General features: G+C 64.4%; 19 protein-coding genes and 2 pseudogenes. 10 read left to right on the top strand and 11 right to left on the bottom strand.

Going from position 1 to position 16,383, the window contains the following annotated elements:
• Positions 1 to 3 precede the first annotated feature (3 nt).
• The 3 genes from HAP47_RS08330 to HAP47_RS08320 all read left to right on the top strand — a co-directional run bounded on the left by HAP47_RS08330 (position 4) and on the right by HAP47_RS08320 (position 1,801).
• Positions 4 to 1,164 (top strand): acyl-CoA desaturase, encoded by a 1,161-nt coding sequence (locus HAP47_RS08330; protein WP_371821748.1) that lies wholly within the window; start codon positions 4 to 6, stop codon positions 1,162 to 1,164.
• Positions 1,165 to 1,207: 43 nt separating this feature from the next.
• Entirely contained in the window at positions 1,208 to 1,375 is a 168-nt protein-coding gene (locus HAP47_RS08325) for a hypothetical protein (protein WP_173638661.1), read from the top strand.
• Positions 1,376 to 1,564: 189 nt separating this feature from the next.
• The gene (locus HAP47_RS08320; RefSeq protein WP_173638662.1) at positions 1,565 to 1,801 is read left to right on the top strand and encodes a hypothetical protein; all 237 of its coding nucleotides are present in this window, start codon (positions 1,565 to 1,567) and stop codon (positions 1,799 to 1,801) included.
• Between the two features lie 71 nt (positions 1,802 to 1,872).
• Here the strand turns inward: HAP47_RS08320 and HAP47_RS08315 are convergent, their stop codons facing one another.
• Entirely contained in the window at positions 1,873 to 2,196 is a 324-nt protein-coding gene (locus HAP47_RS08315; protein WP_231168806.1) for a cupin domain-containing protein, read from the bottom strand.
• A 195-nt stretch (positions 2,197 to 2,391) separates the two neighbouring features.
• Between HAP47_RS08315 and HAP47_RS08310 the strand changes: the two genes are divergently transcribed.
• Positions 2,392 to 2,790: a hypothetical protein gene (locus tag HAP47_RS08310; protein WP_231168805.1), complete on the top strand. Its 399-nt coding sequence runs from the start codon at positions 2,392 to 2,394 to the stop codon at positions 2,788 to 2,790.
• Between the two features lie 57 nt (positions 2,791 to 2,847).
• On the opposite strand, the gene HAP47_RS08305 is transcribed toward HAP47_RS08310, so the two are convergent.
• Positions 2,848 to 3,528: a sensor histidine kinase gene (locus tag HAP47_RS08305; protein ID WP_173638663.1), complete on the bottom strand. Its 681-nt coding sequence runs from the start codon at positions 3,526 to 3,528 to the stop codon at positions 2,848 to 2,850.
• Positions 3,525 to 3,830: a hypothetical protein gene (locus tag HAP47_RS08300; RefSeq protein WP_173638664.1), complete on the bottom strand. Its 306-nt coding sequence runs from the start codon at positions 3,828 to 3,830 to the stop codon at positions 3,525 to 3,527. Before HAP47_RS08300 ends, HAP47_RS08305 begins: the two co-directional genes overlap by 4 nt.
• A gap of 162 nt (positions 3,831 to 3,992) precedes the next feature.
• On the opposite strand from HAP47_RS08300, the pseudogene HAP47_RS08295 reads away from it, so the two are divergent.
• The 3 genes and pseudogenes from HAP47_RS08295 to HAP47_RS08285 form a co-directional block, all read left to right on the top strand.
• A pseudogene (locus HAP47_RS08295) lies at positions 3,993 to 4,412 on the top strand (hypothetical protein); the annotation flags it as partial.
• Between the two features lie 57 nt (positions 4,413 to 4,469).
• A complete protein-coding gene (locus tag HAP47_RS08290) occupies positions 4,470 to 4,868 on the top strand; it encodes a hypothetical protein (protein WP_173638665.1) in 399 nt (132 codons plus the stop codon).
• A 77-nt stretch (positions 4,869 to 4,945) separates the two neighbouring features.
• Positions 4,946 to 5,716 (top strand): COG4705 family protein, encoded by a 771-nt coding sequence (locus tag HAP47_RS08285; protein WP_173638666.1) that lies wholly within the window; start codon positions 4,946 to 4,948, stop codon positions 5,714 to 5,716.
• A 90-nt stretch (positions 5,717 to 5,806) separates the two neighbouring features.
• Here the strand turns inward: HAP47_RS08285 and HAP47_RS08280 are convergent, their stop codons facing one another.
• Positions 5,807 to 6,790 (bottom strand): MDR family NADPH-dependent oxidoreductase, encoded by a 984-nt coding sequence (locus HAP47_RS08280; RefSeq protein ID WP_173638667.1) that lies wholly within the window; start codon positions 6,788 to 6,790, stop codon positions 5,807 to 5,809.
• A 126-nt stretch (positions 6,791 to 6,916) separates the two neighbouring features.
• Here HAP47_RS08280 and HAP47_RS08275 point away from each other — a divergent pair, with 126 nt between their 5' ends.
• Positions 6,917 to 7,492, top strand: a complete 576-nt coding sequence (locus tag HAP47_RS08275) for a TetR/AcrR family transcriptional regulator (protein WP_173638668.1) — start codon at positions 6,917 to 6,919, stop codon at positions 7,490 to 7,492.
• A 9-nt stretch (positions 7,493 to 7,501) separates the two neighbouring features.
• On the opposite strand, the gene HAP47_RS08270 is transcribed toward HAP47_RS08275, so the two are convergent.
• From HAP47_RS08270 to HAP47_RS08250, 5 genes are all read right to left on the bottom strand, one after another.
• Positions 7,502 to 9,577, bottom strand: coding sequence for a 2Fe-2S iron-sulfur cluster-binding protein (locus HAP47_RS08270; RefSeq protein ID WP_173638669.1), 2,076 nt, complete (start codon positions 9,575 to 9,577; stop codon positions 7,502 to 7,504).
• A gap of 61 nt (positions 9,578 to 9,638) precedes the next feature.
• Positions 9,639 to 10,256, bottom strand: coding sequence for a glutathione S-transferase family protein (locus HAP47_RS08265; RefSeq protein ID WP_173638670.1), 618 nt, complete (start codon positions 10,254 to 10,256; stop codon positions 9,639 to 9,641).
• A 150-nt stretch (positions 10,257 to 10,406) separates the two neighbouring features.
• On the bottom strand, positions 10,407 to 10,820 hold the full coding sequence (locus HAP47_RS08260; RefSeq protein ID WP_173638671.1) for a Rieske (2Fe-2S) protein: 414 nt from the start codon (positions 10,818 to 10,820) through the stop codon (positions 10,407 to 10,409).
• A gap of 69 nt (positions 10,821 to 10,889) precedes the next feature.
• Positions 10,890 to 12,002 carry an amidohydrolase family protein gene (locus HAP47_RS08255; RefSeq protein ID WP_173638672.1) on the bottom strand — a complete coding sequence of 371 codons (1,113 nt, stop codon included), beginning with the start codon at positions 12,000 to 12,002 and terminating at the stop codon, positions 10,890 to 10,892.
• 16 nt (positions 12,003 to 12,018) lie between these two features.
• Entirely contained in the window at positions 12,019 to 13,083 is a 1,065-nt protein-coding gene (locus HAP47_RS08250) for an amidohydrolase family protein (RefSeq protein WP_173638673.1), read from the bottom strand.
• A gap of 251 nt (positions 13,084 to 13,334) precedes the next feature.
• On the opposite strand from HAP47_RS08250, the gene HAP47_RS08245 reads away from it, so the two are divergent.
• On the top strand, positions 13,335 to 13,826 hold the full coding sequence (locus tag HAP47_RS08245) for a hypothetical protein (protein WP_231168804.1): 492 nt from the start codon (positions 13,335 to 13,337) through the stop codon (positions 13,824 to 13,826).
• 7 nt (positions 13,827 to 13,833) lie between these two features.
• Here HAP47_RS08245 and HAP47_RS08240 read toward each other — a convergent pair whose 3' ends face one another.
• Entirely contained in the window at positions 13,834 to 14,547 is a 714-nt protein-coding gene (locus HAP47_RS08240) for a DJ-1/PfpI family protein (protein ID WP_173638674.1), read from the bottom strand.
• 75 nt (positions 14,548 to 14,622) lie between these two features.
• Here HAP47_RS08240 and HAP47_RS08235 point away from each other — a divergent pair.
• A pseudogene (locus HAP47_RS08235) lies at positions 14,623 to 15,617 on the top strand (GlxA family transcriptional regulator).
• Positions 15,618 to 15,697: 80 nt separating this feature from the next.
• On the opposite strand, the gene HAP47_RS08230 reads toward HAP47_RS08235, so the two are convergent.
• On the bottom strand, positions 15,698 to 16,246 hold the full coding sequence (locus tag HAP47_RS08230; protein WP_173638675.1) for a carboxymuconolactone decarboxylase family protein: 549 nt from the start codon (positions 16,244 to 16,246) through the stop codon (positions 15,698 to 15,700).
• Positions 16,247 to 16,383 lie beyond the last annotated feature (137 nt).

Raw genomic sequence — 16,383 nt, 5'->3', positions numbered from 1 at the left:
AGCGTGTCCACCAGTATCGATCCAGCTCCGCAGCACGACGACATCATGTACCCGCAGGTCCTGCCGTTCTTGCTGGTCCACGTGGGGTGTCTTGCAGCGATCTGGTCGGGCATCTCGTGGCCAGCGATTGCAATTTGCGTCGCGCTGTATTGGCTGCGCATGTTTGCGATCACGGCTGGGTATCATCGCTACTTCTCGCATCGAGCTTATTCGACGAGCCGGGCGTTTCAATTCATCCTCGCATTCCTTGCCCAAAGCAGCGCCCAGAAAAGCATCCTTTGGTGGGCCGCGAAACATCGACATCACCACCTTCATTCGGATACCGAGCAGGATGTGCATTCACCGCTGCACAAGGGCCTCGTGTACAGTCATCTCGGCTGGATCTTCTATCGACAGCACGATGCAACTGATCTGACGAAGGTTTCGGATTTTGCCTCGTATCCGGAGTTGATGTGGCTGCACAAATTCGAGGTTTTGCCGGCGGTCGTGGTCGCGTTTCTGTGCTTTCTCGTTGCCGGATGGCCGGGACTCCTGGTCGGTTTCTTCTGGAGCACCGTGCTGCTCTATCACGCAACATTTTGCATCAACTCCCTCGCACATGTTCACGGACACAAGCGATATGTGACGGGCGATGACTCCCGCAACAATTGGCTGCTGGCGCTGGTTACGATGGGTGAGGGCTGGCACAACAATCACCACGCCTACCAAAGCAGTGCGCGGCAAGGCTTCCGCTGGTGGGAGATTGATGCGACCTATTATGTCCTGGTGGCCTTGTCCTGGCTCGGTATCGTCTGGGATCTCAAGGCGCCGCCCACCCAGGTTCTCCAGAACGAGCAACGCCTGGGATCGCGCGTGATCAAGCGGACGGCCGAGCAGCTCGCCGGCCGTTTCAATCCCGAATACATCGCACAGGCGATCAAATCCTCAGTCCATGAAACCGGATTGTCGGTGCGGGAGGCGCTTTTCCTGTTGCAGCATCGTGCGGATTTGCATCTGCCCAGCATGCCGACGCGCGAGCAGTTGTTGGCTGAAGCCCAGGCCATGTTCGCGAAGACGCGATCGTTGGACGATATCGTCGACCGTGCGCACGAACTCCTGGTGGAATCGGTTTGCTTCCTTCTGGCCGTTACGCCGCCGGTGGCCGGTGTAAACCCGAAAGCTTGAGGGAGCGGTAGCATTTTGCCTCGGGCATCCCCATATAAGGTCAATGACCAACTGGCAAAAACCGAGCAAGCGCGAACCACCCAAGACCAAGGCCGAATTGCGCGAGATGCTGACCGAGGCCGTGCGTAACACGCCGAGCCCGGACCAGGCGTCGAACCAGCGCCCGGCAAAAGTCAAAAAGGCCGCGGCTGGAGCCGCCGACATCGATTAGAGCGTTTTCGAGCGAAGTGGACACCGGTTCGCGTGAAGAAAACGCGTCAAAACAAGAATCTAGAGCTTCGGTTCTGATTCAATCAGAACCGAAATGCTCTAGCCCCGCGCGCACCCGACCGGATCGCCGGCCCCGGAATGCGACCTAATTCTATTCGCGACGAGCGCGACAATCTTGTGAAGGAGCAGCATGCGCAAGCTTCCCAAGCCTACCGAACAAGAGATCAATGAGGGCCCCCAAGCGGTGTCTTTTCAGATTGCGAACGGAAACGCGCGGCAGGATTGCATCCTGCAAACCACATTCCCGACGAAGATGCAGGCGCACAAGTATCTGCTCGTGAATTGGCCGACCTTCGAAAAGATGGCTCGCGATGCCCTTGCGGCGGGAACCATTGAAGGCGGCCGGATCAAGCTCGTGATGATCTGAACAGCCCACGGAAACGCCCAGACTTCACGACTCCATCGTGTAGGCGCGGCCGGGTTCGAGCGCATAGATCGTCAGAAAGCCAGCGGCCGATGCGGGTCGCAATTGCGAAACAGCGTGTGCGGAACATCGGCCCGATCCTGCAAGGTCTCGCCTGCCCGATATTGCCGTGGCGCCTCGTCGCCATAGGCGGACTCGGCAACGCCTTCGACGATGAAGATCACGCCGCCGACCGGATGCCGGTGCAGCGGAGCAACCCCGCCGGGCGGATAAGTCACTTCGGCAACGACAAGCTCGCGCCGATCGCCGGGCAGTTGCAGTCGCTCAAGAGTCTTGCGCGTGACGCCGGCAAATCCGGCCTGCCGGGCGTTCGACTGCCCCTCGTTGCTTTCGGCCATTGGAAGCCTTTTTCGTCTCGCGAACGATTGTGTTCGGATCACATCGCAGAGCGATGACTATGGGGGCGCTGCAACGACGCAACAAGGTGCCCGGGCTATTTCAATCCGTGCAACTCATGTGAGCCGAAGTCCTTGCCACCCCTGCTCCGGCGTTGCAGGATTCCCTTGCCGATAACCTTCAGCAGTGGGCCTTGCATGAGAACGAGCATCGTTACGACGCGATTGTCGGAAGCCGCCGCCCTGGCGCTCATCCTCGCGGCATCAAGTGTCACGCCGGCGTCGTCGGCGCCGGCCGTGCCGGAATGCTCGATGTCGGTGACATTGGCGGATTGGGGCGAAAATTCGACCGGCGATATCGACGTCGCAGCGGGCGAAAGCTGCCAGATCCCGATCGGAATCCGCGGTACGGTGACGGACTCGTCGATCTCGCAAAAGCCGACCTATGGCAAATTGAAAAAGATCAACGCATCGACCTTCGAATACAGGGCGAAGGCCAAATACAAGGGCAACGATTCGTTTGCCATCAAGGCAACCGGTCAGGGACCGAAGGCGTCCGGCACTTCGGTCATCACCGTGCACGCCACGATCAAGTAATTGCCGATCCAGTTAGATTGCCGCGCGGCTGGCGCCCATTTTGCCGGCCGTCAGGCCTCACCCGTCGGTTGCCGGCAGCTTGACGGTCACGCGCAAGCCTGAACGTCCGGCACCGGTCACATTTTCGAACAGGACCGAACCGGCGGCATGATCGACGATGCGCTTCACGATCGAGAGCCCGAGCCCGGCGCCCTCTCCGCTCGACTGGCCACCGCGAAAGAACGGCTCGCCGATCCGCGCCAGATCCTGCGGCGGAATCCCCGGCCCGGTGTCCTCGATCTGGATGACGGCCATTCCGTCCTCTCGACCGACGGCAAGATCGACAGCCCCGCCATTTGGCGTGAACTTGATTGCGTTCTCCACCAGGTTCCGGACCGCCGAGATCAGCGACAGCTCATCACCGTTCACCGCGACCACCTCGACCGTCGTGAAACCGAGATCGATGTTGCGCGCTGCCGCCTCAGGCAGCAGATCGGCGACGACGCCTTTTGCGATCTTGTCCAGCTCCGCCGCTACACGCACGATGGACGGCGCGGCGTCCTGACGCGCCAGCGCCAGGAGTTGCTCGAGCAGATGCTTGGTGCGCCGCATGCCGCTGTTCAGCGCATCGAGCCGGTCGCGCGTCTCCGCCGGCATGTCGAGCGAGGCGAGATTTTCCGCCTGCAGGCTGAGCGCGGTGACCGGCGTTCGAAGTTCATGGGCTGCGTCGGCGATGAAACGCCGTTGCTGGTCCATCATGACGCGCACCCGCCCCAGCAACCCGTTGATCGAGCCAAGGAACGGCTGCAGCTCGCTCGGCGCGCCCGTCGCCGGCAACGCACGACGTCATCCACCCTGCGCGCATCGAGATCGCCGGCCAGGCGCAACATCGGCCGGAACGATCGGGCGATCACGAATGCCGTCATCAGCAAAAGGCACGGCACGAGCGCGGCAATCGGCAACAGTGTGCGTACGGCCATATCGCCCGCGATCTCGGTGCGGATCTCGGTCTGCTGCGTCACCGCAAAGCGGCTGCCGTCCGGCCGGGTCCGAAGCAGCACGCGGACCGGCTGCCCGTGATAGACATCATTGTGCAGCCCATCCGTCAGTCCCCAAAGCCGGCGATCGTCGGCAGAGCCCCGCGGCGCCTCTCCGAGCTCGACGACGGCGACCTCGGCTTCCGCGTCGACGCCGGTGACCGGGCGGCTTTGCCGGATCGGAGCGCTGAGCGCGAAGCTATGTCGATCCACAGCATCGTGACCAAACGGCGCGAACTGTTCTACTGGGCCGCGATCCTCTTCACATTCGCGCTCGGCACGGCTGCGGGCGATCTTGCGACCGAAGCACTGGGCCTTGGCTTCAACGTCGGGGTGGTCGCGTTCGCGGCACTGATCGCGGCGATCGCGGCGGCCTACGCGCTCGGCGCCAATGCGGTGCTGACCTTCTGGCTCGCCTACATCCTGACGCGTCCGCTCGGAGCATCGTTCGGCGACCTGCTGTCCCAGGCCCGAGAGTATGGCGGGCTCGGCTTCGGCACGATCTACACCAGCCTCGCCTTCCTGACGGTGATCGTCGCGCTGGTCGCCTGGCTGTCGTTCGAAGGCGACGCCGGCGGAAAGCCCGAGGCGTTGCTTGGCGCGTGAATTCGACATGCGCCCCCACGGACACCAATCCAAGCCCCTCACACAGGAGAACCACCCATGAACAAGACGACACTCGGCCTTGCGACGGCGATTGTTGCGCTCGCAGTCATCCTGCCGCTCTCCGATGCCAACGCAGGCCTCAGGCTGCTGCCGCACACGCAGACGGCCGCCTCCAGGCTCGGCGACCTGGCGCCATTTCGCAGCATCGCCGCCGATGTCGCGGCACTGCTCGACAAGGGCGACCTCGCCGGCGCCAAGACGCGGATCAAGGATCTCGAGACCAAATGTGACGAAGCGGAAGCCGGATTGAAGCCGCGCGCGGCCGCGGACTGGCACACGGTCGACAAGGCGATCGATCGTGCCCTCGAGGCGGTGCGTGAGACCAATCCGGACGCCGCCAAATGCAGGAAGGCGCTCGCCGAACTGCTTTCAATTATGGACTCGATGAAGGCCTGATCTCTCCAACCAGCATTTCGACCGCCCGCCGGCGGCATCGTCCGCCGGCGGCCCTGCCTCCCGGAGCGAGGAACCCCATGGAATTATTATTGCGCGACACCGCCGCGGACGAGCGCCCGGGCAAGGTCCCCGCCGTCACGCTCGGCTTCTGGATCATCAAGATTCTCGCCACGACGCTCGGCGAAACCGGCGGCGACGCCGTCACGATGTCGATGAATCTCGGCTATCTCGTCGGCACTGCGATCTTCGCGGTCATCTTCGCTGTTGCCGTCGCGGCGCAGATGGCGGCGAAGCGCTTTCACCCGGCTCTCTACTGGACGGTGATCGTCGCGACGACGACCGTCGGCACGACCTTTGCCGACTTCGTCGACCGATCGCTGGGGATCGGATATCTCGGCGGCTCATCGCTGCTCGCCGGACTGCTCGTCGCATCCCTCGCCGCGTGGCATCGCACCATGGGAACGGTCTCGATCGCGTCGATCGACAACAAGGCGGCCGAAACCTTCTACTGGATCACGATCCTGTTCTCGCAGACGCTGGGCACCGCGCTCGGCGACTGGATGGCCGACTCCACCGGCCTCGGCTATAGCGGCGGCGCCATCGTGTTCGCCGCCGGCATCGCCATCGTTGCCGCCGCCTATCTCTGGACCAGGGTGTCGCGCACGGTGCTGTTCTGGGTCGCGTTCGTCCTGACCAGGCCGCTCGGCGCGACCGTCGGCGATTTTCTCGACAAGCCGCTCGATCATGGCGGCCTTGCGCTCAGCCGCTACACGGCATCGATAGCTCTCGCCGTCGCGATCGCCGCCCTTGTCTTCATCCTGCCGCAGCGGGCGGGGGGACACGCGTGAACGCTCACACGGTTCTCCGCACCGCGGCACGTTCCGCGAACTTCGGACAGAGGACCGGCGCACCTCAGCAAGACCTGCTCAAACTATCGATCAGGCCCTGTTGGGCGTGAAGATGACCTTGCCCTTGAATGCTGCCGCCTTCGCGATGGCCTCGGGGAACCCCTCGAGGCCATAGCTCCCGACCACCGGTGCGCTGATCGCGCCGGATGCGACCATCGGCACCAGATGGTCGTACATCTTGGCCAGGGCTTCGTCGGTTGCAGTCTTGCCCCAATGGCCGAGCCAGAAGCCGCGCACGGACACTTCATTGAAGATCACGCTCAAGGCCGAACCGGAGAACGGCAGTCCGCTCATCGCGCTGTAGATGACGAGCGCCGCCTTCGGTGCCAGGCAGTTCATCAGGTTCAACGTGGACGCGCCGCCGACAACGTCGAGCGCCAGCAGGATCGGCGCCCCGCCGGTCTCCTTGGCGACGCGCTTGGCGAGATCCGGCCCGTCGACCAGCACGACATCACCGCCGACCGACTTGACCTCATCGACGACCTCCTCGCGCCGGACGACGTTGACCGTCTTGAGTCCGAGCGACTTGGCAACCGCGATCACCGCCCGCGCCGTCGCTGAATTGGCGCCGTTCTGGATCACCCAGCCGCCGTGCGGGATCTTCGCGAAATCGGTCAGCAGCAGATAGGCGGTCGCCGGGTTGACCCCGATCATCGAGAGTTGCTGGATATCCGCCTTCTCTGGCAACGGCCGCTGCCACGACGCCGTGAACTTGGCGCGTTCGGTCCAGGTCGGGACCGTGAACGGAATCAGCGTGCGATCGCCCTCCCTCAGGTTCTTGACCTGCGATCCCGCGGCGACCACCCGCCCGACGCCCTCGATCCCAAGCGTCGCCGGTGGCGTCGGCAGATAGCCGTAGCGCCCGGCGATGATCATGAAATCCGAGTTGTTGATCGGCGCAGCCTCCACCGCCACCACGACCTCATTGGGACCGGGGCTGCCGACGTCGGGCACCTCGTTGAGCTTGACCACATCCTGAGCACGTCCGAACGCAACGACCTGAACAGCCTTCATCGCACGATCTCCCGATCTTCATTATGTACTAATAAGTACAGAATTTGGATGACGTCAATGGTCCGAATCGCCTTCACGGCAAGGTGAAGGCTTCACATCCGACGCGGGAGTACATAAAAGAGCGATATGGCAAGGCCGCGCAGCTTCGATCCGGATGACGTCCTGGAAATCGCCCGTCAGGTGTTCTGGCAGAAGGGTTTTCAGGCGACCTCGCTCGACGAGATCACGGCGGCGAGCGGCGTCGCGAAGCCCAGTCTCTATGCGGCGTTCGGCGACAAGAACGCGTTGTTCCTCAAGGTGCTGGACCGCTATCACGACGGTATCCTCGGCTGGGCCGAGCGCGTGCTTGCACAGCCGGGGCCGGCCCGCGAAGCCATCAAGCAGTGGCTGACCGGCTTCATCCCCTACTGCTCGGGCGAGAAAGGACAGCGCGGCTGCCTGTCGATCAATTCCGCGATCGACGGCTCGCTCGATCAGGCCGAACTCCGCAAGAGCATCGAACGCTACAACCGGCGGCTCGAAGAGCTGTTGCGCGCGCGGCTGCGCGCCGACCGCGCCCAGTTCAGGAAGGGTTTTGATCCCGACACGACCGCGCACACCATCATGGTGGTGCATGCCGGACTGCTGGCGCTCGCGCACCAAAGGCCGGATTCGAAGCGGGTCAAGGCCGTGATCGACCAGGTGATGAGCCTGCTCGCATAGTTGCGCCGGTCAGAGCGCGAGCTGTATCGGGTCCTCGCCTTCGCCATCCGGTTTCGCCGGCACCGCGCAGCAGATCAGCACCTCGTCGTCAGCCACCTCCGCGGTGGGCTCATTCAGATAGGTTACGGCGCCTGCCAGCAATCGGGTTCGACAGCTTCCGCAATTGCCTTCCCGGCAACTGAACGCGGGGCTGAGGCCGCGCTCCTCCGCCAGTTCGAGTAGCGTTCCCGACTCCGGCGTCCAGCGCGCTTCCTTCATCGATGCGGTGAAAGCGACCGGAACCGGCGTGGTCGCAGGCGGCCGGCGCGGCGGCGCCGTCGTGGCCACGTCCGGCTTCCGCACCAGTGACGATGGACCAAACGCCTCGGCGTGAATCCTGCCATCGGCAGTGTTGTAGCCGCGCAGGGCGTCATAGAGTGATTGCGTGAACTGCGGCGGTCCGCACAAATAGAAATCGTAATCGTTGAACGGCAGGACGCGCGACAGCAGCGCCATGTCGATCCGCCCGACGGCGTCGTAGTCCGTGCCCTGCCCGGCGCCATCGACGTCACTGAGGACGCGGATGATCCGGACTGCGCCGCCTGCGGCATCAACCAGTTGCTGCAATTCGTCGCCGAACGCGCGGTCCGCCTTGGCATGCGCGGCCTGGAACAGGAAGGCCGGCCGGATGCCGCGGGTGCGCAGCCCTTCATAGACCACGTGGCGCAGCATCGCGAGCATCGGCGTGATGCCGACGCCGCCGGCGAGCAGCACCGCCGGCCGCTTCTCGCGCGCGTCGATCGTGAAGCCGCCACCCGGCGCGCGCGCCTCGATGATGTCGCCCACACGGATATTGTCATGCAGATGCCGCGACACCACGCCGTCGCGCCTCACGCTGATGCGGTACATGCCATCCGACGGCGCGACCGAGAGCGTGTAGGTGCGAATGACCGGCTTGTCGGATCCAGGCAATGCGAGGCGGATCGGCAGATGCTGTCCGGCCTGATGCGGCAGCAGCCCTGCGCCATCGTCCGGCTGCAGATGAAACGAGCGGATCGAACGGCTCTCGTCGACGATCCCAGTGACCTTGAACGGGCGCCACCGCGAGGCGCGCTCGGCGGCGCGGAGCCGGTCGGCGGCCTGCGCCCAGTCGCCGGTCATCAGTGCATTCGGCGACCAGCCATCGGCCCGGAGCGCCCAGCGCAGCGGCAGCGCGCCGCGCCTGCGCACCATGCGACGGGCACGAAAACTCCACAGCCGCTCGGCGCCCTGAAACGCCGCGATCTCCGGCGAGTCCAGGATCACCTCGGCATCGCCCGTCAGTTGCAGCATGTCGCCGGTTTCGAAATCGACGAACATCAACCCCGCCTTGCCGTTGACGAGGATGTTGCCGAGCGTGTTGAAGAACAGGTTGCCGGCGAAATCGGGGATCGTCAACGTGCCGTCGGCGGCGACGCGGACGAAACCCGCTCTGCCGCCACGATGCGAGACGTCGACCTGACGACGGTCCTCGCGCTCGGTATAGGACGCCACGAAGAACGTATCCGCCGCCGCGATCGTGTCGCGCGCGGCCTGATCGAGCGTCGTGTCCTGCTCGACCTCTCCGGTGAAAGCTGCGTCCGGCTCGCGCACGAAGGTGAAATCGCGCAGCTGAATATATTGCGGACAATTGCCGAAACTCTGGTCGAGTTCGAAGCTGAGCGCGTTGCCCGACGACGCACGGAGCAGCCCGTTCGCACGGTTGCGACGCCGCGTGTGCAATTCGATTCCCAATAGTCCGATCGCATCGCCCTCGCGCATGCCCTCGCCGGCGGGATCGCTGGCGTCAGGCTGCGCATCGATCTCGAGGCTGCGCGGCGTCGGCGAGACGATGAAGCCGAGCCGGCCGGCCAGCAACGAGGCCCACACGTCACCGCTCCGGTCCACGCTGCCGACCACGACGAAGGGAATCTGCGCGAAGAAATCGCGATGTTGGTCGGGCATGAAATCCCGCACCGCGCGCTGGCCGACCGCCGCCATCTTCTCGGCGACACCAACCTTCCGCTGGATCGCCATCTCGCCGGCGTGCCAGGTCGCGAGCTTGCTCTTGGTTCGCCTGTCGCTCATTGCGTCGCCCTCCCTGTCGGGGTTGGACGGGCGCGCCCGCGGGCACGCCCCGATCGACATGTCACGCAGCCGCGGCCAGACCGGCGGCAGTCTTCGCAAAAGGCACGAAGCCCGGCAGCGCCTCGATCCGGCGCAGGAACGCGTTGACGCGCGGGTAGGCAGAGAGATCGACGTTGCCTTCGGGCGCGCTCGACAGATAGCTGTACAGCGCCACATCGGCGATCGTCGGCTGCGCGCCGACCAGCCAGTCGCGATCGGCGAGATGGGCTTCGAGCCGCTTCAGCAGCACATGGGCGCGAGCGATCACGTCGTCCGGATTGAACTTCGCGCCGAACACCGTGATCAGCCGCGCCGCGGCGGGCCCGAACGCGAGATCGCCGGCCGCGACCGACAGCCAGCGCTGCACCATGGCCGCGCCCTTCGCATCCTGTGGCAGCCAGTCGGTGCGGCCGAGCTTCGTCGCGAGATAGACGAGGATCGCATTGGAGTCACAAACGATGGTGCCGTCATCGTCCAGCACCGGCACCTGGCCGAACGGATTGAGCGCGAGAAACTCCGGCGTCTTCTGCGCCCCGGACCGGAGGTCGACGTCGACCAGCTCGTGCGGAATGCCCAGCAGGGACATGAACAGACGTGCGCGGTGCGCGTGGCCGGAGAGAGCAAAGTGATAAAGCTTCATGGTGCCGTTCCTGATGCCGTGGGCGGGGTGATCCCGACCGCGACCTCAAGGTGGCCCATTGCAGGGACTATTATAATTACCGGTCACAGCACTTCATTATTGCAGATATCGCAATAGCGCCCTTATGGCCGGGTTCTGCGACGGAGCTCGTCAGACCTCGACGATCACGTAATTGTCCTCGATGTGCACCGGAAACGTCTCGGCGACATACGGCCCCTTCTGCAGCTCGGCGCCGCTTTCGACCGCGACCGGATAGGAGCGGATCCTGAACCGCTTGGGATCGAACCAGGACTGGCCGTTGCGCATGTCGAATTCCCAGCCGTGCCACGGACAACGCAGCATCTCGCCGACACGGTCGCGCTGATAGATGCCGGGCTCCGGCGAGGTCAGGCGCGCCACGCAGGCCGCCTTCTCCAGCGGCGCGCCCTCGTGCGGACAGCGATTGAGCAGCGCGAAGAACTCGCCATTGACGTGGAACACGACGATGTCGCGGCCCTCGAGGCCGAACACCTTGTTGCCGCCGGCAGGAATCTCACTGGTGCGCGCGACGATGTGACGGGTCATGAAGCCTCATGGCGTTTTCAAGCGAAGTGGACTTCCGGTTCGCGTGAAGAAAACGCGTCAGAACAAGAGTCAGAACTTGTAGACCGCGCGGGCATTGCTGTTGAAGATCTTGCGTCGCTCGGCGTCCGTCAGCGGCGTCTTGAAAGCGTAGCGCGCGTCGTCATAGTCCCAATGCGGATAGTCCGACGAGAACAGCAGCCGGTCGATCCCGACCCATTCGATCAGCTGGCGCAGGTGCTTCGCCTCATCCGGCTCGTCGATCGGCTGGGTCGTGAACCAGAAATGCTCCTTCACATATTCGCTCGGCTTGCGCTTCAGATGTGGCACTTCGCTGCGGAAGCGCTCGAAATGCTGATCCATCCGCCACATCGTCGCGGGAATCCAGCCGAAGCCGCCCTCGATGAACACGATCTTCAGTTTCGGGAAACGTTCCGGAACGCCCTCGAGCACAAGGCTCGTGAGGTTCGAGGCCACCGTGTGCGCGTTCGACTGATGCTCCTCGCAATAATAGGACGGCCAGCCGCCGCCGGTCGGCGCATGCCCGCCATATCCGCCGACATGGATGCCGAGCGGCAGATCGAGCTCTTGCGCGCGTTGATAGATCGGCCAGTAGCGGCGGCGGCCGAGCGGTTCGTTGGCCCGCGGCGAGACGTTGATCTGGATGTATTCGCCGGTCTTCGCGCAGCGCTCGATCTCGGCGAGGCCAAGGTCGGAGCCGTCCTGCCCGACCAGGATCGAGGCCTTAAGCCTGGGATCGCGGTGCGCCCAGAAGGCGAGTTGCCAGTCGTTGATGGCGCGCTGGATCGCAGCGCCGAATTCCAGATTCTGCTGCGAGAAGATGAAGAGGTCGAGCACCTGCAGGATGCCGAACTCGACATCGAAGGGGTCGAGATGCTGCTTGCGCATGAAATCGAGATCGGAGCCCGGCACGCCGCCGGTCGGCGGCCAGGCATCGCGCCGCGCGATCAAGGGAGAGGAGCGCGGATACGGCGTAGTGCCGATATAGGGCGTACGCAGATGGCTGCCATATTCCTTGAGATGCTGCTGCCAGCGCTTCGGCAGGAATTCGTTGAGGTCGCTATGCGCATGAATGCTCGGATGGATGTCGCAATCGATGATCTTGAGCCGCGTCGCAGCGGTGGTCTCCTGGTCGAGCATCGGGCGGTCGATGACGTCACTCATGCGATCCTCCTCCAAGTCAAGCGTCGAGCTTCAGACGCGGGAACGTTTCGATCGGATTGTCTTCGCACATCCGCTTGACGAGGCTATCAGGCAGATGCGGCGGGATCGGGTCGTCGCCGTCGAACTGCCAGTGCGGATAGTCGGATGCGAACAGGAACATCCTGTCGGAGCCGATCTGGTCGATGATATCGGCAACGCTTGTTGCATTCATCGGCGCGTCGAACGGCTGCATGGTGACGCGGAAATGGTCGCGGATGATCGCGGCCGGCTCGCGCTCCACCCACGGCACCTCGACACGCACGCCGCGCCAGGTCTTGTTGGCGCGCCACATGAAGGCCGGCAACCAGCTGACGCCCGACTCCATCAGCACGACAGTCAATCCCGGATACTTCCCGAACACGCCCTCATAGATCAGGCTCAATGTCTGCGCCTGGAACGCCTGCGCTTCGGCGAGATAATATTCGTAGCGATAGGACGGCCAGCCGATCGAGCTCGGCGCGCCGCGGTAGGCGCTGCCGGCGTGGATCGCGATCGGCAGTCTGTGCTTCTCCGCGGCCTGATAGATCGGCCAGTAGTGCCGCCGCCCGAGCAGCATCTCGCCTTGCGAGGGCACCAGCACCGAAACGAAGCGATGATCGCCGGCGCGGCGCTCGATCTCCTCGACTGCGAGATCCGGTGCCTGGATCGGCACAACGATCGAGGCGCGCAGCCGCGTGTCCCTGGCAAGCCACTCCGCCGCGATCCAGTCGTTGATCGCCTTGCAGAAGGCCGCCGCCATGTAGGGATCGAACACCGCCTGCGCGCCGTAGACGACGTTGCAGATGGCGTGGCTGGCGCCGAGTTGGTCGAACGCGCCGCGCTGCACCATGGCGAGATCGCTGCCGGGCTTGCGGCCGTCGGCCGGCCGCCAGTCGGCGCGGCCGGACAACGGCATCGACGGCGGATAGGAATTGAGGTCAAGCCCGTCGATGGCGCGGCTGACCACCTGTTCCTTCCAATGATCGCTGAGATAAGGCAGCAGCGTGGTGCGCGTTCCTCCCACCGCGGGATGGATGTCGCAGTCGATGCGCGTGGCCGCCATGATGCTCCCTAGATGTTCCGTTCCTCGGACTGAACTTCTTGTCTTGGTTGTTGGCGGCATCGCTGCCGCGGAGCGGACTGTGACGCCAACGGCACGATCGCGCAAGCCGATCCGCGCGGGGCCGCCCTGCCCCATGCGCGCACCGCCCTCACGCGAAGTTGCGGAACCGCGTGTGAACGGCATCACCCGTTCAGGCCGCAAGGCGTGCTAGCGATTCCGCGCCGCGGAAAGCGCAGATACAGGAGACGGGAATGAGACTTGGAATGAGGCTTGGCCGATTGGCGATCCTCGCATGTTCATTGTCGCTGGCCTCAACCGCCGCGTGGGCCGCGCCTGCGACCACGTCCGGCTCGGTCGCGCTGGCGCTCGCCGGCGTGGTGGCGCCCTATTCGCCGCTGCCGGCCAAGGAGAAGAAGGCGGTCGCCGCGTTCTTTGGCGGCAACAGCAATGTTCGCGCCACCGGGAAGATCACCGTCACGGCCGACAAGGTCGTCTGCCGCGCCAGCAATGTCGACATCACCTCGCGCTCCTGCGCGCTGAGCTTCGGCAGCAGGACCCACACGGTGAAGGGCAGCGAAGCCAACGCGATCTACGCGACCGCGGCGCTGGCCGGCGTACCTTCCGACGGCGCCGCCGGCACGATCTACGAGGCGCTGTCGAAACTGTCCTGCACGCTCGATCCAAAGGTGATCAAGGACAAGGCTGGCGGCGGCGCCGACTGCAGCTTCGAGCCGGGTAACTAGTCCGGGCTCAATCTCCCTGCACCACGACACCCAGCCTGGCTGCCACGCGGCGTGCGGTTTCCTCCCGCTGCGCCGTGATCGCGCGCACGGCCTCACGCGACTGCTGCAGGATCTCGGGTGGCGCGGTCTCCGGCGTGCCGCAGTCGAACGGCGGCTCCGGCGCATACACCATATAGAGCTGGATCGCGCGCGCGGCATCGTCGCCGCGCAATTCGGCCGCGAGCCGCAACGCTCCATCGATGCCTGCCGTGACTCCGGCGGTAAAGACAAAGCTTCCGTCCACCACCACGCGTTCGTTCACCGGCGTAGCGCCGAAGAACGGCAGCAGATGAAACGACGCCCAATGTGTCGTCGCCCTGCGCCCCTTCAGAAGGCCGGCCGCTCCGCAGATCAGCGCGCCCGTGCAAACCGAGAAGATGCGGCATGCCCCCGCCGCCTGCCGGCTGATCCAGCCGAGCACTTCGGCGTCCTCCATCAAGGCTTGCTGACCGAAGCCGCCCGGCACATGCAGCACGTCGAGCGGCGGCGCATCGGCCAGCGTGGCATCCGGTGTCAGCCGCAATCCCTTGATGTCGCGGACGGGCTCGGCGGTCTTGCCGTAGATCCGGTAGGTCGAATTCGGAATCCGCGACAGCACCTCGAACGGCCCGGTCAAATCGATTTGATCGACGCCTTCGAACAGCAGTGATCCGATCCGCAAGTGGACATCATGAGCAATCATCGAACTTACCTCAAACTTCGCTTGAACTTTCCCTGCACTATGGACAAAGCGAATCTAGCGCGGCACGTTTCGGCGATGACGCCAACCAGCCCACGTTTCTCGCCAAAAGATCGCCGCCTGATCGAAGTGCTGGCTTATCCGGCGGTGCAACTACTCGACGTCACCGGGCCATTGCAGGTGTTCGCATCCGCCAACGCGCTGGCGGCCAGGGCAGGCAATGCCGAGCCTTATCAGGTCCGCGTCGTCGCAAGGATGGGCCCACGATCGAAGCATCGGCCGGCGTCGGGCTCGCTGTGCACCCGCTGCCCGCCGTCAGCACTGCGGTCGACACGCTGGTGATTCCGGGCGGCGACGGCGTCAACGCAGCGGCGGCCGATCGCGTCCTGGTGGACTGGGTGCGCGGACGCGCCGGGCAAGCCCGCCGCACCGCATCGGTCTGCACCGGTGCGTTCCTGCTCGCCGCATCGGGCGTTCTCGATGGCCGTCGAGCCGCGACGCACTGGCAATTCTGTTCGGAACTCGCAGAGCGCTTTCCCGCTGTTCGTGTCGAGTCCGATCCGATCTTCGTTCGCGACGGATCGTTCTGGACGTCGGCCGGCGTCACGTCCGGCATCGATCTCGCGCTCGCACTGCTGGAGGAAGACCTCGGCCGCGCGGCGGCGCTTGCCGTCGCCCGCTATCTCGTGGTGTTCTTCAAGCGGCCGGGCGGACAGGCGCAATTCAGCGAAATCCTGTCGCTGCAAACGACCGACGACAGGTTCGGCGCGCTGCATGACTGGATCAGCGGCCATCTGGCCGACGACCTCTCGCTTTCGACTTTGGCGAAACAGGCCGGCATGAGCGAACGCAGCTTCAGCCGGCACTACGCTGATGCAACCGGGTTGACGCCGGCCCGTGCGATCGAGCGATTGCGGGTCGAGGGCGCCCGGCACCTGCTCTCGGAGACGCGCCTGCCGGTCAAGCGAATCTCGCAGCGCTGCGGCTTCGGCTCCGAGGAGACGATGCGCCGCAGCTTCCTGCGCGTGCTGTCGACCACGCCACAGGATTACCGCGCCAGATTTGCGCGTTAGCCTGGTCCTGCATCGCCGAGGAGAGACGCACGCCGGCCTTGCAGCCAGCGCGCAGCGATTGACGCGGAGTTGAGATCGGCTCAACCATTCCAGGCATGCGCCTGCAACGCGGGCTCCAGCGGTGGGTTGGTCACGCTGCCGGTGTAGTTGGTGATGGTCGATGCCGCCACGATGGTAATCACTTCAAGCACGAGGTCCTTGTAGAATCCGGCTGCCAGGAATCGTTCGATCTCCTCGTCGTCGAGCCGCCCGCGCTTTTCGATCAGCGATCTCGCCAGCGTCGAGAGTGCGCCGAGGGTCTTGTCGGCAGGCGAGCGGCCAGCACGCATCGCGTCGACGTCAGCCTGAGCAAGACCGGCCTGCAGGCCGAGCGCGGAATGGAGTGCGACCGCCCAGGTGCAGCCATTGGTCACTGCATCGGTGAGCAACACGGTCTGGATCTGCTGCTCGGTGAAGCTGCCGCCGTGAACCTTGTCGAAGATGCCGATGAAGCTCTGGATCAGCACCGGCGAGGTCGCCATCGTCGCCGCAAGGTTCGGGATCATGCCAAACCGCGCCTCGACGTCACGCAGGGCGGGCCTTGAGGCTTCCGGTGCGGAGTCGAGCGTATGGACGGGAAAACGTACCATTGAACTGCCTTTCACTGTGGTGATTGAACCCGAGGCCGCAGGACGCAACTGAGCTGTTGCGATCGACGCACCGGCATCAGGGTTCGATGGGAGCTATCTAGCCGCGCCCGGACGCGCGCGTTCGCCAAACTTCCCAC

It is taken from the genome of Bradyrhizobium sp. 41S5 (assembly GCF_011516665.3).
GTDB lineage: Bacteria > Pseudomonadota > Alphaproteobacteria > Rhizobiales > Xanthobacteraceae > Bradyrhizobium > Bradyrhizobium quebecense.
The sequence above is the reverse complement of the archived record's forward strand: the minus strand, read 5'-3'. Positions and strand labels throughout refer to the sequence as shown.